The sequence below is a fragment of the Pseudomonas brassicacearum subsp. neoaurantiaca genome (assembly GCF_013608025.1).
Lineage (GTDB): Bacteria > Pseudomonadota > Gammaproteobacteria > Pseudomonadales > Pseudomonadaceae > Aquipseudomonas.
Genome location: NZ_VDLV01000020.1, coordinates 49,907 through 63,600, shown reverse-complemented (window position 1 = coordinate 63,600; position 13,694 = coordinate 49,907). Strand labels below are relative to the sequence as shown.

Genomic DNA, 13,694 nt, shown 5'->3' with positions numbered 1-13,694 from the left:
TCTCCTTAAAAAGTGGTGCACACAGACTAGCCGATTCATTCAGCCGAGGTTCAGAGAACGTTCAAGGGGTGTTCAGGGAGCGATGGCTATCGTGGCTGCGACTTCACCCAACCATTGCTTCATAAGGAATCGGATCATGACTGCTATGAAAAAACTATTGCTGGCATTCACTGTACTGGGCGCCAGCGCCATGGCCCACGCCGATGACAACTTCGCCAGCCTGACCCTCGGCCAGACCAGCGACAAGATCAAGAAATCCAACGCCCTGGACCAGAACCTGAACAATCCCAACGCCGACGGCGCGATCGCCAAGGACACCACCTACGGCCTGCGCCTGGGCCGGCAGAACGATCAAGGTCGCTACTACGCCACCTACGACAACGTATCGGGCAGCCACAACGGCATCAAGCTGCGCCAGGAAAACCTGTTGGGCAGCTACGACCTGTTCTATCCGGTCACCAGCAGCACCAAACTGTTTGGCGGTGGCACGGCGGGCCTGACCAAATTGACCCAAGACTCCCCAGGCTTCAGCCGCGACACCGACATCGGCTACGCGGTGGGCTTGCAAGGCGGCGTCCTGCAACAGATTTCACAAAACACCTCGGTAGAACTGGGGTACCGTTACCTGCGCAGCAATGCCAGTACCGAGATGAGTCCGCACGATGGCGCCAAGGTCGGTTCGCTGGACCTGACCAGCAGCGCCCAGACCTATCTGTCGGCGAACTACACCTTCTAGGCGGCAGGAGATGGAAACGTGCAGCCGGATCGGCCCAAGACGATCCGGCGCCTTGTTTGACATGGCTGTTCTGAATCTCCTGGGAGAGGCCCATGAAACTATTGGTTGTCGAAGACGAAGCGCTGTTGCGTCATCACCTGCAAACCCGGCTCACTGACAGCGGCCACGTGGTCCAGGCCGTGGCCAATGCCGAAGAGGCCTTGTATCAGGTCCGCGAGTTCAATCATGACCTGGCGGTGATCGACCTTGGCTTGCCAGGCATCAGCGGCCTGGAGTTGATTCGCCGGCTGCGCTCACAGGACAAGACCTTCCCGATCTTGATCCTCACCGCCCGCGGCAACTGGCAGGACAAGGTCGAAGGCCTCGCCGCCGGGGCTGACGACTATGTGGTCAAGCCCTTCCAATTCGAAGAGCTGGAGGCCCGGCTCAATGCCTTGCTGCGACGCTCCAGCGGCTTCACCCAATCGACCATCGTCGCCGGGCCATTGCTGCTGGACCTCAACCGCAAGCAGGCGTCCCTCGGCGAAGAACCACTTCCATTGACGGCCTATGAATACCGCATCCTTGAGTACCTGATGCGCCATCACCAGCAGGTGGTCGCCAAGGACCGCTTGATGGAGCAGCTTTACCCGGATGACGACGAGCGCGATCCCAATGTCATCGAGGTATTGGTGGGCCGCTTGCGCCGCAAACTGGAAGCCCCGGCCGGCTTCAAGCCGATCGATACCGTGCGGGGCCTGGGTTACTTGTTCAACGAGCGCTGCCAGTGATTCGTTCGCTACGGCTGCGCTTGATGCTGGCCGCCATGACCCTGGCGGCGTTGTTCATGCTGGCGTTGTTGCCGGCAATGCAGGGCGCGTTCAGCCTCGCCCTGCAGGAGTCCATCGAACAACGGCTGGCCTCGGATGTGACCACGCTGATATCCGCCGCCCGGGTGGAAAATGGTCGATTGAAGATGCCGGCGCAACTGCCGGATGAACGCTTCAACCTCGCCGACGCCCGCCTGCTGGGCTACATCTATGATCGCGACGGCAACCTGGTCTGGCGCTCGAAGGCGACCCAGGAAGAACACATCAACTACACGCCGCGCTATGACGGCCAGGGCAATCAATTCGCGCGTATCCGCGAGGACAACGGCCAGGAATTCTTTGTCTATGACGTCGAGGTCAAGCTGCTCGGCGGCCAGAGCGCGGCGTTCAGTATCGTCACCTTGCAGCCGGTGCGTGATTACGAAGTGACCCTCCAAGGGTTGCGGGACAATCTTTACCTTGGCTTTGGTGCGGCCTTGTTGGTGCTGCTGGCGCTGTTGTGGATCGGCCTGACCTGGGGCTTGCGCGCCTTGCGACGCTTGAGCCAGGAACTGGACGAAATCGAAGCGGGTACGCGGGAAAGCTTGAGCACTGCACACCCGCGGGAACTGTTGCGCCTGACGGGCTCGCTTAACCGGTTGTTGCACAGCGAGCGTGAACAGCGCAGCCGCTATCGCGATTCCCTCGATGACTTGGCCCACAGCCTGAAAACCCCGTTGGCCGTGTTGCAGGGCGTCAGCGAAGACATGGCCCGGCGCCCGCAGGACCGTGGACAGGCTTGGGTGCTGCAGACTCAGATCGAACGCATGAGCCAGCAGATCGGCTACCAGTTGCAACGGGCCAGCCTGCGCAAGAGCGGGCTGGTGCGCCACCAGGTGCGTCTGCGCCCGGTCCTGCAGAGCCTGTGCGACACTCTCGACAAGGTCTATCGAGACAAGCGCGTCCAGGTCCATTTCGATTTGCCGGAGCATTGCCAGGTGCCCATCGAACAGGGCGCGTTGCTGGAGATGCTTGGCAACCTGCTGGAAAACGCCTATCGGCTGTGCCTGGGGGAAGTGCGGGTCAGCGTGCACCAGACCCTCGGCGGTACGGAGTTGAGCGTCGAAGACGATGGCCCGGGCGTACCGCCCGACCAGCGTGCGCGGATTCTCCAGCGGGGCGAACGATTGGATCGCCAGCATCCGGGGCAGGGGATCGGGTTGGCGGTGGTCAAGGACATCATCGAGAGCTATGGCGCGCGGTTGACCTTGGGGGATTCGGAGTTGGGCGGGGCGGCGTTTCGGATTCTGTTTCCGGTGGTTTGACTGGAATATTTTTCGGTGTGTTTGCCGGCCTTTGTGGCGAGGGGATTTATCCCCGCTGGGCTACGCAGTAGCCCCAAATGGGTGGCGGTGGTGTGTCAGACAGAGCGCAGGGGGCCGCTTCGCAGCCCAGCGGGGATAAATCCCCTCGCCACAGGGCAGCACACCACAGAAGTGGGATATCACCACTCAGCTCTCCAACTCCCGATACGCCCCAGGCGTCACCCCCGTCCACTTCTTGAACGCCCGATGAAACGCCGACGGCTCCGAAAACCCGAGCTGCTCGGCAATCTGCTGCAACGACAGGTCCGCCCGGCCCAAATGGTAGATGGCGATATCCCGCCGCAGTTGATCCTTGAGTTCCTGGAAGCTGGTGCCTTCCTCGCGAAGGTGCCGGCGCAGCGTCTGTGAGCTGATGTGCAGATGCGCGGCGACGGTGTCCAGGTCGGGCCAGCGCGCCGTGTCGCGGCTGAGCAGACGGCGTAGCTGGCTGCTCAGGCTGTGGCCATCGTCCGGGCGCGACAGCAGGTCGGCGGGTGAGCGTTCGAGAAAATGCTTGAGCGTTCGCTCGTCCTGGAGCAGCGGCATGTCCAGGTAGCGCCTGTGAAACAACAGGCTGGTGCGTCGAGCCTCGAATACCAGCGGGCAGGGGAACAGCAGGTCGTATTCCGCGCCGTGGGCAGGCTTGGCATAGCTGAAGGTCGCCTGCTCCAGGCCGATCCGCTGGCCGATCAGCCAACTGCCGAGGCGATGCCAGATGACCAGCAGGCTTTCCGTCAGGAAATGATCGGGATCGCGCAGTGTCGACTCATCCAGGCTCAACCGGACCCGTTCTCCTTCGGTGTCTAGTGTCAGGCTCGGTGCATCGGGAAACAGGCTGTAAAAGAGCAGGCCGCGTTGCAGGGCTTTGCCCAGGGTCCGACAGTGGATCAACGTGTGACACATCATGGCAAACGTCCCGGGTTTACTCGCGGCCCGGCCAAATCCGAGGAATTCATCCCCCAGGTCCGCCCATAGCGCCTGCAACAGCCGGGCGAACTGCTCCGGGGCGATTCGCGCTCGCGGTTCGTCGAGCAGCTCCGGGCTGATACCCAATTGTTGCAGCAGGGGAAGATAGTCAAACCCGTGCCGGCGCGCGCCGCCCAGGGCTGCGCGGGCGAAGTGGCTGGCGATCGTGCGTTGGCGCATGGCTCAAATCCGTCCGTTGAGCCGGCGATGGTAGCAGGGCGTCCGGGCTGGACAAGGCGGATATCCGCCAAATCCAGGAGTGAGAAACGGGGTCTTGGCGGAAATCCGCCATCCGTCGCCGCCCGTTTAACCGACGACGAATCAACAAAAGCGTTCTGCAACGCGGGTTGTAGGACATTTCCTCAAAATGGCACGGGCCTTGCGATGCCCTGTGCAGGTCTGCCGCGTGCAGCCGACACAACAAATCCCTCCAGTGCAGGAGGGTTCGCAATTGAGGTGTCGTGGACAACAGGTGGATGTTGCCCACGGGACTCTTGAGGAAGGTTTGCCATGACGACTCGTCAGCCACTGTACAAATCCCTGTATTTCCAGGTGATCGTAGCCATTGCCATCGGCATTTTGCTCGGCCACTTCTACCCGCAGACCGGCGTTGCCCTCAAGCCGTTCGGTGACGGGTTCATCAAACTGATCAAAATGGTCATCGCTCCGATCATCTTCTGCACCGTCGTCAGCGGCATCGCTGGCATGCAGAACATGAAATCGGTCGGCAAGACCGGCGGCTACGCGCTGCTGTACTTCGAAATCGTTTCCACCATTGCCCTGCTGATCGGCCTGGTCGTGGTCAACGTCGTGCAACCGGGCAACGGCATGCACATCGACGTAGCGACCCTGGACACCAAGCAGATCGCCGGTTTCATTGCGGCAGGTAAAGACCAGAGCATCGTTGCCTTCCTGCTCAACGTGATCCCAGGCACCATCGTTGGTGCGTTCGCCAACGGCGACATCCTGCAAGTGCTGATGTTCTCGGTGATCTTCGGTTTCGCCCTGCATCGCCTGGGTGCCTACGGCAAGCCGGTGCTGGACTTCATCGATCGCTTCGCCCAAGTGATGTTCATCATCATCAACATGATCATGAAGCTGGCGCCGCTCGGTGCGTTCGGTGCCATGGCCTTCACCATCGGCGCCTACGGTGTTGGTTCGCTGGTGCAACTGGGCCAATTGATGATCTGCTTCTACATCACTTGCGTGGTGTTCGTGCTGGTGGTGCTGGGCGCCATCTGCCGCGCCCACGGCTTCAGTGTCGTTAAACTGATCCGCTACATCCGTGAAGAACTGCTGATCGTGCTGGGCACTTCCTCCTCGGAATCGGCCCTGCCGCGCATGCTGATCAAGATGGAGCGCCTGGGTGCCAAGAAGTCCGTGGTTGGCCTGGTGATCCCGACTGGCTACTCGTTCAACCTCGACGGTACCTCGATCTACCTGACCATGGCCGCGGTGTTCATCGCCCAGGCCACCGATACCCCGATGGACCTGACTCACCAGATCACCCTGCTGGCGGTGCTGTTGCTGTCCTCCAAAGGTGCGGCTGGCGTGACCGGTAGCGGCTTCATCGTGTTGGCGGCCACCCTGTCGGCCGTGGGCACCCTGCCAGTGGCCGGCCTGGCACTGATCCTGGGCATCGACCGCTTCATGTCCGAAGCCCGCGCCCTGACCAACCTGGTGGGCAACGCCGTTGCCACCATCGTGGTCGCCAAGTGGGTCAAGGAGCTGGACGAAGACCAGTTGCAGACTGAACTGGCCTCCGGTGGTCGCGGTATTTCCGATGTTCGTGAAGAAGACGACGTGGTTGCAACGACTGATACCGCGGTGTCCGTGAAGTGATTTTCGGCCTGTGACGAAAAACCCGCTTCGGCGGGTTTTTTGTTGGGCGCAATTATCGGCAGACAGGCTTTTGTGGAGAGGGAGCTTGCTCCCGCTGGGCTGCGCAGCGGCCCCCTGCTTTTTGTCTGATAAACCGCAGCGTTTTTTGACTAATGGGGCCGCTTCGCAGCCCAGCGGGGATAAATCCCCTCGCCACAGGTTTTTCCATCAGCCATCGAGCACAATTGTCAGCCCGAACGCTTTCTTCGGTAATTGCCCCACCTTCAGCCTCTGCCTAGTCTTGGATGCACATTCAAAACGGAGATCTTCCATGCAAGGTCCACTGGCATCGCTCAAGGTTCTGGATTTCTCGACCCTGTTGCCGGGGCCGTTTGCCTCGCTGTTGCTGGCGGACATGGGAGCCGAGGTGCTGCGCATCGAATCGCCGGACCGTGCGGATCTGCTGCGGATCCTGCCGCCCCACGATGAGGGCGTCTCGGCCAGCCATGCCTACCTCAATCGCAACAAGCGCAGCCTGGCGCTGGACCTCAAGCAGCCGGCGGCGCTGGAGATCATCAAACGGCTATTGGCCGACCATGACATCCTGTTGGAACAGTTCCGCCCCGGCGTGATGGAGCGGTTGGGCCTGGGGTATGAAGCCTTGAAAGCGATCAATCCCCGGTTGATCTACGTATCCATTACTGGTTACGGCCAGACGGGGCCCTACAAGGACCGCGCCGGCCATGACATCAACTACCTGGCCTTGGCGGGGTTGGCGAGCCACACCGGCCGTGCCGACAGCGGCCCGTTGCCGCTGGGGATCCAGGCGGCGGACATCGCCGGTGGTTCGTTGCATGGAGTGATCGGGCTGTTGGCGGCGGTGATCGCCCGACAGCAGAGCGGGCAGGGCCAACACCTGGACGTGAGCATGACCGATTGCGTTTTCAGCCTTAATGCCTTGGCCGGTGCCGGTTACCTGGCTTGTGGCGTGGAGCCGGGGCGGGAAAACCACGTGCTGAACGGCGGCAGCTTTTATGATTATTACCGCACCCGCGATGGCCGCTGGATGTCGGTGGGGAGTCTGGAACCGGCTTTCATGCAGGCGCTTTGCGAGGCGCTGGGGCGACCGGAGTTGAGAGCCCTGGGGCTGTCATCGGAGCCTGCTCAACGGCTCAAGCAGGAACTGCAGTCTGAATTCGAGAAGCGCGATTTCGCCGAGCTTTGCGCGATATTTGCCAAGGTCGATGCCTGCGTCGAGCCGGTGTTGGGGCTGGACGAGGCGATTGAGCATCCTCAGTTGAAAGCTCGGGAGCTAGTCACCCAAGTGCCCCGTGGCGATGGATCGAGCCAGGCGCAGATGGCCTGTCCATTGAAGTTTTCCGAAGGGCTGCCCGAGCCTCGGCATATTGGCGCGAGGCTGGGGGAGCATACGAACGAAGTGTTGGGGGCGTTGGGGTTTAGTGCTGAGCGGATCGAGGCGTTGCGTAAGCGCGGGGTGGTTTTGTAGCGTCTGTCAGGCCGCCATCGCGAGCAAGCTCGCTCCCACATTGGGTCTGCGGCGTTCACTAGACCCCTGTGGGAGCGAGCTTGCTCGCGATGAGGCCAGCCCAGGCACCACAAAACTCTGCTATTCGACCCGCGTCTCCCCACTGAACACCAACGTGTTGCGACAACTGCGGCACAAGTACCGTCGCCCCTGGCGCACCAGACGGTGGCGCTGGGCCGTGAACGGGAAATCGCTGCCGTCGCACGGGCATTTATAGATGTAGCGGGTCGCGGTGCGGCGCTTGATCTCGTAGGTATGGCAACGGTTGGGTGGCAGTTCATAGACCCCACGCATGATCAGTTGCCATTCCTCGCCATGGGCCTGGATACGGTCGCCGAACAACTGATGGGCAATCAGGTGCGCCACTTCGTGGGCAACCGTCTGCTTGAGGAAGTCTTCAGCGTTTTCCTGGTACAGCTGTGGGTTGAAGCGCAGCAGGTTTTCGTGCAAATGCGCGACGCCGGCTTTCTGGCCGCGCAATTTAAGGCTGACCACCGGGCGTTTGAAAGGACGTTTGAAAAAGGATTCGGCTTGTTGGTAACACTCTTCGACGCGGGTATTGAGTTGCTCGAGCATGCTTTACGGGTCTCCAGAAAGGCGAGTATGCCGCAAGCGCTGGCCGTTGCGAATCGCTCAGGCGCCCAGCGGTCGTCCTGGTAGATCCAGACACAGAGGAAGGCCGCCTTGCGGCGGCCTGTGGTGGCAGATCGTTTTTTGTTGGAGAGCCTCAATCCTTCAATGGGTGTAGCTTCAATTGGTGTAGACCGGACCAACGCCCAGCCCCCAGACAATCACCGTGAACGCCATGATGGCGACCAGCACCACCAGGCCGACAGCAAGCACCGAACTGGAAAACAGGAAGCCTTCGTCCTGGGGAATGTTCATGAACGTCGGCAGGCCCACGTACAACAGGTAGACGGTGTAGCAGATCGCCGCAGTGCCGACGATCATCCCCAGCCACATGTGGGGATACAGCGCCGCCAGGCCACCAATGAACAACGGGGTTGCGGTATAGGTGGCAAACGCGACACACCGGGCCAGGCTAGGACTGGCGTCATAGGTGCGGGCCATCCAGTGAATGAACGCACCCATCACCGCCACGCCGCCCAACATGGCGAGGTAAGACATGATGGTCATCCACAGCGCGCTTTCCTGCGTGAGCATGACCGGCGGACGATTGCCGATGACCCATCCCACCTGCGTGGTACCGATGAACGCCGACACCGCCGGGATGGCCGCCAGGATCAGCGTGTGGGTAAGGTACATGTGGCTGATGCTTTCCTCCTGATCGCCACGGATTTCTTTCCATTCTTGATCAGGGTGGGTAAAGAGCCCCACGACATGATGGATCATAGTCAGTCACTCCTTTGTTATTGCCATCGCCCCCCAACGGAGCGCCTACGGGCCAAGTGGCCGGGTAAGTAAAGGTCTGTAAGTGTGTGCGACCTTATGCCGCAGTATAGAAAGGAGTGGCGGCGAGGGGGATGGGGGGCTTAGAGCAAATCGCGCTGTAGCCGATAATGCTAATCGCCGTTAGGTCTGTACGCAGGTTTGTGGCACGACGGATTTTACTGTGGCGAGGGGATTTATCCCCGCTGGGCTGCGCAGCGGCCCCAATTATCCCAATACCACCGCGCAGTGTCAGGCTAAACGCAGGGGTTGCTGCGCAACCCGACGGGGATAAATCCCCTCGCCACAAAAGTGCCAGTCATCAGCCTTCGCCGACAGCAAATTTTTGCGTAAAATGCCGGCCTTTCGTCACACCTCACGGATTTCGCGTCATGGGCACTCTTACGGTCAACCAGAACAAACTGCAAAAGCGCCTGCGCCGCCTGGCCGGTGAGGCGGTCGCCGACTACAACATGATCGAGGACGGCGACAAGGTCATGGTCTGCCTGTCCGGCGGCAAGGACAGCTACACCTTGCTCGACGTGCTGATGCATCTACAGAAGGTTGCCCCGATCAAGTTCGACATCGTCGCGGTGAACATGGACCAGAAGCAGCCCGGGTTCCCCGAGCATGTGCTGCCGGCCTATCTCGAGTCGTTGGGCGTGGAATACCACATCGTCGAGAAAGACACCTATTCGGTGGTCAAGGAACTGATTCCCGAGGGCAAGACCACCTGCTCGCTGTGCTCACGCCTGCGCCGCGGGACGCTCTATACCTTCGCCGACGAGATCGGCGCGACCAAGATGGCTCTGGGTCATCACCGCGACGACATCGTCGAGACGTTCTTCCTGAACATGTTCTACAACGGCTCGCTCAAGGCCATGCCACCCAAGCTGCGCGCCGACGACGGGCGCAACGTGGTGATTCGGCCGTTGGCCTATTGCAACGAGAAGGACATCCAGGCGTATTCGGATTTCAAGCAATTCCCGATCATTCCCTGCAACCTGTGCGGCTCCCAGGAAAACCTGCAGCGCCAGGTGGTCAAGGAAATGCTCCAGGAGTGGGAACGCAAGACCCCGGGCCGTACCGAGAGCATCTTCCGCGGCTTGCAGAACGTCATCCCGTCGCAACTGGCGGACCGCAACCTGTTCGATTTCACCAACCTGCGCATCGACGAAAACGCCACGCCGCGGTTCGTCAATGTGGTGAATCTCTAAGGTTGCCAATCGGTTTTATCCACGGCGCTTGCAAGCGCCGTTTTCGTTTTCAATCCCAGGAGAGGGCATGCGCGATTACAAGTGGCTGCACGAGTATTGTCTGAACCGCTTCGGTTCGGCGGCTGAACTGGAAGCCCGTCTGCCGGTGCCCAAGACCCCGGCGCAACTGCGCAAGATCAGCGACGACCGCTACCTCTCGACCATGGCCCTGCGGGTCTTCCGCGCCGGGCTCAAGCACAGCCTGGTGGACGCCAAGTGGCCGGCGTTCGAAGAGGTGTTCTTCAAGTTCGACCCGGAGAAAGTCGTGCTGATGGGTGCCGAGCACCTGGAGCGATTGATGCAGGATACGCGGATCATCCGCCACCTGGGCAAGCTCAAGAGTGTGCCGCGCAACGCGCAGATGATATTGGACGTGGCCCATGAAAAGGGTAGTTTCGGCGCGCTGGTCGCCGACTGGCCGGTGACTGACATCGTCGGCCTGTGGACCTACCTGAAAAAGCACGGCCATCAACTGGGCGGCCAGTCGGCACCGCGTTTCCTGCGAATGATGGACAAGGACACCTTTTCGACCAGTTACGACGTCGTGGCGGCGCTCAATGCCCAGGACATCATCGACAAAGTCCCCACCAGCCTGCGGGACCTGGCGACGGTGCAGAATGCTTTCAACCAGTGGCATGAAGAGAGCGGCGGGCGGCCGATGTCGCAGATTTCGATGATGCTGGCTTATACCGTCAATCATTGAGACCGTGTCGGGCCCTTCGCGAGCAGGCTCGCTCCCACAGGGAATGCATTTCAAAAGCAGGCTCGCTCCCACAGGGGAATGCATTTCAAATGTGGGAGCGAGCTTGCTCGCGATAGCGGTGTATCAGGCGACGGAGGGTTTGCCTTCGCCCGCCAACCTTCGATTCAACTGAAACCGCCAGCGCACATACAGCAGGGCCGAGCAGAACACCGCCACGCTCGCCGCCATTTCCAGCACGCCGAACCACTGCCGGTTCGGGTCGTACGCGGCCAATGCGCCCTTGATGAAATACAGATTCACCACGAAACACATCCAGGAATGCCCGCGGGCGCTGCCGATGAGCATGCCCGGCGCGAGGATCAACAGCGGCACCAGCTCGATCAGCAGGATCACCCAAGGGCGCGCGCCGTGCAGGTCGGCGATCAGCAGGTAGTACCCACTGAGCAGCCCCACCAAACCGAAAAAGCACAGCAGGCTGAGGGCGCGAGCGATACGTACGCGCGGTTCCAGCCAGTGGATGGGCGGGAGGATCTTGGGCTTTTTAGCCACGGCCGTTCTCCAGCAATAGAGCGGTTTTCGCCAGGCGCAGGCCCAAGGCTCGGCACAGCTCGACTTCATGCGCGTTCAAGCCGCTTTTACCGTCGGCGCCGGCGTGATGGCTCGGGCCGTAGGGCGTACCGCCACCCTGGGTGTCGATCAAGGCTGATTCGCTGTAGGGCAGGCCGGTGATCAGCATGCCGTGGTGCAGCAGGGGCAGCATCATCGACAACAGCGTGGTTTCCTGACCGCCATGCAGGCTGGCGGTGGAGGTGAACACGCCGGCTGGCTTGCCCACAAGGGCGCCGGTCAGCCAGAGGTTGCTGGTGCCGTCGAGGAAGTATTTGAGCGGCGCGGCCATGTTGCCGAAACGAGTCGGACTGCCCAGGGCCAGGCCGGCGCAGTTCTTCAGGTCATCGAGCGTGGCGTAGAGCGGGCCCTGTTCCGGGATATCCGGCGACACCGCTTCGCATTCCGTGGAAATCGCCGGCACGGTACGCAACCTGGCTTCCAGCCCGGCCTGCTCGACGCCCCGGGCGATTTGCCGGGCCATTTCGTTGGTGGAACCGCTGCGGCTGTAATACAGGACCAGGATGTACGGCGTGGTCACGGCAGGATCTCCAGGATCTTCTCCGGCGGACGGCCGATCGCGGCTTTTTCCCCGGTTTCGAGGATCGGCCGTTCCATGAGTTTCGGGTGGGCGACGATGGCGGCGATCAGATCGTCCTCGGCCAGGTTTTCGTCGGCCAGGTTCAGGCTCTTGTACTCGTCCTCGCCCGTGCGCAGCAACTGCCGCGCGCCGATGCCGAGCTTGTCCAGCAGGCGCTTGAGCTGCGCGGCATCCAGCGGGGTTTCCAGATAGCGGACGACGGTGGGCGCCAGGCCGCGGGCTTCCAACAGTTCCAGCGCACCGCGGGATTTCGAGCAGCGCGGGTTGTGATAAAGCGTCAGATCAGTCATGAGCGGGTCGCATCTTGCGTAAGGTGGCGGCTATTCTACTGTGCAGCGAGGCGCCTAGCACCTGATGGGCACCCAGGCGTTCACATTGAGACAAGGATCGGTACATGACAAGGCGATTGGCGGCGGCACTGACATTCATCGGCATTTTATTGCTCGCCGGCTGCGGAAACGATTACGGCGTGGATCAGCACGGCCAGTCCATTGCTTCGCAACGGTTGGACAAGCAGTGGGTGGTGCTTAATTACTGGGCCGAGTGGTGCGCGCCATGCCGCACCGAAATTCCGGAATTCAATGCCCTGGCCGAACAGCTCAAGGGACGGAGCGTGGGCGTGTTCGGCGTCAACTTCGACCAGGTGCAGGGCGAGGAACTCAAGAGTGCCAGCGACAAGATGGGCATTCGTTTCACCGTACTGGCCCGGGACCCGGCCGAAATCTTCGACCTTCCACGCAGCGAGGGATTGCCGGTGACCTACATCATCGATAACCAGGGCAAGGTGCGCGAGCAGTTGCTCGGGGAGCAGACGGCGGCGGCGGTGATGGCGAAGCTCGAGGCGTTGCAGGCGATCAAATAACACCGGATCGCAAATCTGGCACCGTTGTGGCGAGGGGATTTATCCCCGTTGGGCTGCGTAGCAGCCCCATAGCCACTTTCCGCCAGGGAATGTCTGGCGGGACGACGGGGGCCGCTTCGCAGCCCAGCGGGGATAAATCCCCTCGCCACAGGGATCTATTCAGATTCAGTTTTTTTCGCCTTTCAAGCCTTAGCCTTCTTCCAGCCACCACCGCAGCGGCTTGCCCTGGGCGGGCCAGAAACGCATTTGCTCGATGGGCGAAACGTCCCAGCGCTCGACCTTCTCCAGCGCCTGCAAGAAACGCGTCTCCTGTTCCATGACCGCCGGGGCGCAGAGCTTGCGGGTGCTGCCAATCTTGCCGAAACTCAACCGGTCGCCTTCCAGGGTATACGGCGCGAACCAATGGTTGCAGCCCGCATTGCCATAGGCCCGGCCATCATCGCCGAGGGTGATGGTCAGGTGGCTGTAGTCCATCAATGGGCGCTCGCCGATCCATTCAAGGATATAGCTGCGGTTTTGCTGCAGTTGCACCGGCTCGCCAGCGCAACCCATCAGGCCGGCACCGATCAGCGCGGCCAGGACCAGGCGTTTCATCAAGCGGCTTCCTGGCATTGAGGGCACAGGTGTTTTTCACCGACCGTCGTCCAGCCCAACTCGGCGATGCGCGCGGTGGCGGCTGGCTTCTGGGCCTTGGTGCCGAGCTTGGCATCGACGGCGAATTCGAAGCTCAGTTCCTTGGCGCAGCGGTCGCAATTGACCTGCCAGGTGTGGATCGCCAGTTCGCCGAACACCGGGCCGGTGGTCATGGCAGTCCATTGGCCCATGGGCTTGAGCAGGTGGCGTACGGTGTCCACGGTCAGGCGCATGGACAAATCCTTGCTGCCCTTGAGCGTCACGAGCAATACGTCGTTGGCCTGGATCGAACCGCCGTTGCCGGTGACCTGGTAGCGACCCGGCGCCAGCGCGCGGACCTCGGTCAAGGTGTGCTGTGGGTTCATCAGGGTGTAGCGGAAATCGTGTTCGGCCATGGGTCCTCCAAATAGGCGCGACATGCTA

At 61.2% G+C, this 13,694-nt stretch carries 16 protein-coding genes; 8 read left to right on the top strand and 8 right to left on the bottom strand.

All coding sequences use genetic code 11. The annotated features are described in order from the left end of the window. The first annotated feature begins 136 nt into the window (after positions 1-136). From FHK92_RS13805 to FHK92_RS13795, 3 genes are all read left to right on the top strand, one after another. Positions 137-736 (top strand): hypothetical protein, encoded by a 600-nt coding sequence (locus tag FHK92_RS13805; protein WP_181288524.1) that lies wholly within the window; start codon positions 137-139, stop codon positions 734-736. Between the two features lie 92 nt (positions 737-828). Next, the gene (locus tag FHK92_RS13800) at positions 829-1,506 is read left to right on the top strand and encodes a response regulator (RefSeq protein ID WP_181288523.1); all 678 of its coding nucleotides are present in this window, start codon (positions 829-831) and stop codon (positions 1,504-1,506) included. Further along, positions 1,503-2,849: an ATP-binding protein gene (locus FHK92_RS13795; protein WP_181288522.1), complete on the top strand. Its 1,347-nt coding sequence runs from the start codon at positions 1,503-1,505 to the stop codon at positions 2,847-2,849. The genes FHK92_RS13800 and FHK92_RS13795 overlap by 4 nt, the downstream gene beginning before the upstream one ends. Positions 2,850-3,035: 186 nt before the next feature. Here FHK92_RS13795 and FHK92_RS13790 read toward each other — a convergent pair whose 3' ends face one another. Continuing rightward, on the bottom strand, positions 3,036-4,034 hold the full coding sequence (locus FHK92_RS13790; protein ID WP_181288521.1) for an AraC family transcriptional regulator: 999 nt from the start codon (positions 4,032-4,034) through the stop codon (positions 3,036-3,038). A gap of 330 nt (positions 4,035-4,364) precedes the next feature. On the opposite strand from FHK92_RS13790, the gene FHK92_RS13785 reads away from it, so the two are divergent. Continuing rightward, entirely contained in the window at positions 4,365-5,696 is a 1,332-nt protein-coding gene (locus FHK92_RS13785) for a dicarboxylate/amino acid:cation symporter (RefSeq protein WP_181288520.1), read from the top strand. 310 nt (positions 5,697-6,006) lie between these two features. After that, positions 6,007-7,182, top strand: a complete 1,176-nt coding sequence (locus tag FHK92_RS13780; protein WP_181288519.1) for a CaiB/BaiF CoA transferase family protein — start codon at positions 6,007-6,009, stop codon at positions 7,180-7,182. A 120-nt stretch (positions 7,183-7,302) separates the two neighbouring features. Here the strand turns inward: FHK92_RS13780 and FHK92_RS13775 are convergent, their stop codons facing one another. Continuing rightward, on the bottom strand, positions 7,303-7,797 hold the full coding sequence (locus FHK92_RS13775; RefSeq protein ID WP_030142420.1) for a SprT family zinc-dependent metalloprotease: 495 nt from the start codon (positions 7,795-7,797) through the stop codon (positions 7,303-7,305). 174 nt (positions 7,798-7,971) lie between these two features. After that, positions 7,972-8,574, bottom strand: a complete 603-nt coding sequence (locus FHK92_RS13770) for a Yip1 family protein (protein ID WP_030142419.1) — start codon at positions 8,572-8,574, stop codon at positions 7,972-7,974. Between the two features lie 428 nt (positions 8,575-9,002). Between FHK92_RS13770 and ttcA the strand changes: the two genes are divergently transcribed. Both ttcA and FHK92_RS13760 read left to right on the top strand, forming a co-directional pair. Continuing rightward, a complete protein-coding gene (gene ttcA, locus FHK92_RS13765; protein ID WP_030142418.1) occupies positions 9,003-9,827 on the top strand; it encodes a tRNA 2-thiocytidine(32) synthetase TtcA in 825 nt (274 codons plus the stop codon). A 67-nt stretch (positions 9,828-9,894) separates the two neighbouring features. After that, the gene (locus FHK92_RS13760; RefSeq protein ID WP_181288518.1) at positions 9,895-10,569 is read left to right on the top strand and encodes a DNA-3-methyladenine glycosylase I; all 675 of its coding nucleotides are present in this window, start codon (positions 9,895-9,897) and stop codon (positions 10,567-10,569) included. A 123-nt stretch (positions 10,570-10,692) separates the two neighbouring features. Here FHK92_RS13760 and FHK92_RS13755 read toward each other — a convergent pair whose 3' ends face one another. Genes FHK92_RS13755 through arsC form a run of 3 tightly spaced genes read right to left on the bottom strand, consistent with a single transcriptional unit; the run spans position 10,693 to position 12,066 of the window. Continuing rightward, entirely contained in the window at positions 10,693-11,118 is a 426-nt protein-coding gene (locus FHK92_RS13755; protein WP_181288517.1) for a DUF2069 domain-containing protein, read from the bottom strand. Beyond that, positions 11,111-11,716, bottom strand: coding sequence for an NAD(P)H:quinone oxidoreductase (gene wrbA / locus FHK92_RS13750; RefSeq protein ID WP_181288516.1), 606 nt, complete (start codon positions 11,714-11,716; stop codon positions 11,111-11,113). The genes FHK92_RS13755 and wrbA overlap by 8 nt, the downstream gene beginning before the upstream one ends. Beyond that, complete coding sequence (arsC, locus tag FHK92_RS13745; protein WP_181288515.1) at positions 11,713-12,066, bottom strand: arsenate reductase (glutaredoxin); 354 nt, start codon at positions 12,064-12,066, stop codon at positions 11,713-11,715. Before arsC ends, wrbA begins: the two co-directional genes overlap by 4 nt. Positions 12,067-12,170: 104 nt before the next feature. Between arsC and FHK92_RS13740 the strand changes: the two genes are divergently transcribed. Beyond that, positions 12,171-12,638, top strand: coding sequence for a TlpA family protein disulfide reductase (locus tag FHK92_RS13740; RefSeq protein WP_181288514.1), 468 nt, complete (start codon positions 12,171-12,173; stop codon positions 12,636-12,638). Between the two features lie 189 nt (positions 12,639-12,827). Here the strand turns inward: FHK92_RS13740 and FHK92_RS13735 are convergent, their stop codons facing one another. Continuing rightward, positions 12,828-13,232 (bottom strand): META domain-containing protein, encoded by a 405-nt coding sequence (locus tag FHK92_RS13735; protein ID WP_181288513.1) that lies wholly within the window; start codon positions 13,230-13,232, stop codon positions 12,828-12,830. Next, positions 13,232-13,666, bottom strand: a complete 435-nt coding sequence (locus tag FHK92_RS13730; protein WP_030142411.1) for a hypothetical protein — start codon at positions 13,664-13,666, stop codon at positions 13,232-13,234. The genes FHK92_RS13735 and FHK92_RS13730 overlap by 1 nt, the downstream gene beginning before the upstream one ends. Between the last annotated feature and the right edge of the window lie 28 nt (positions 13,667-13,694).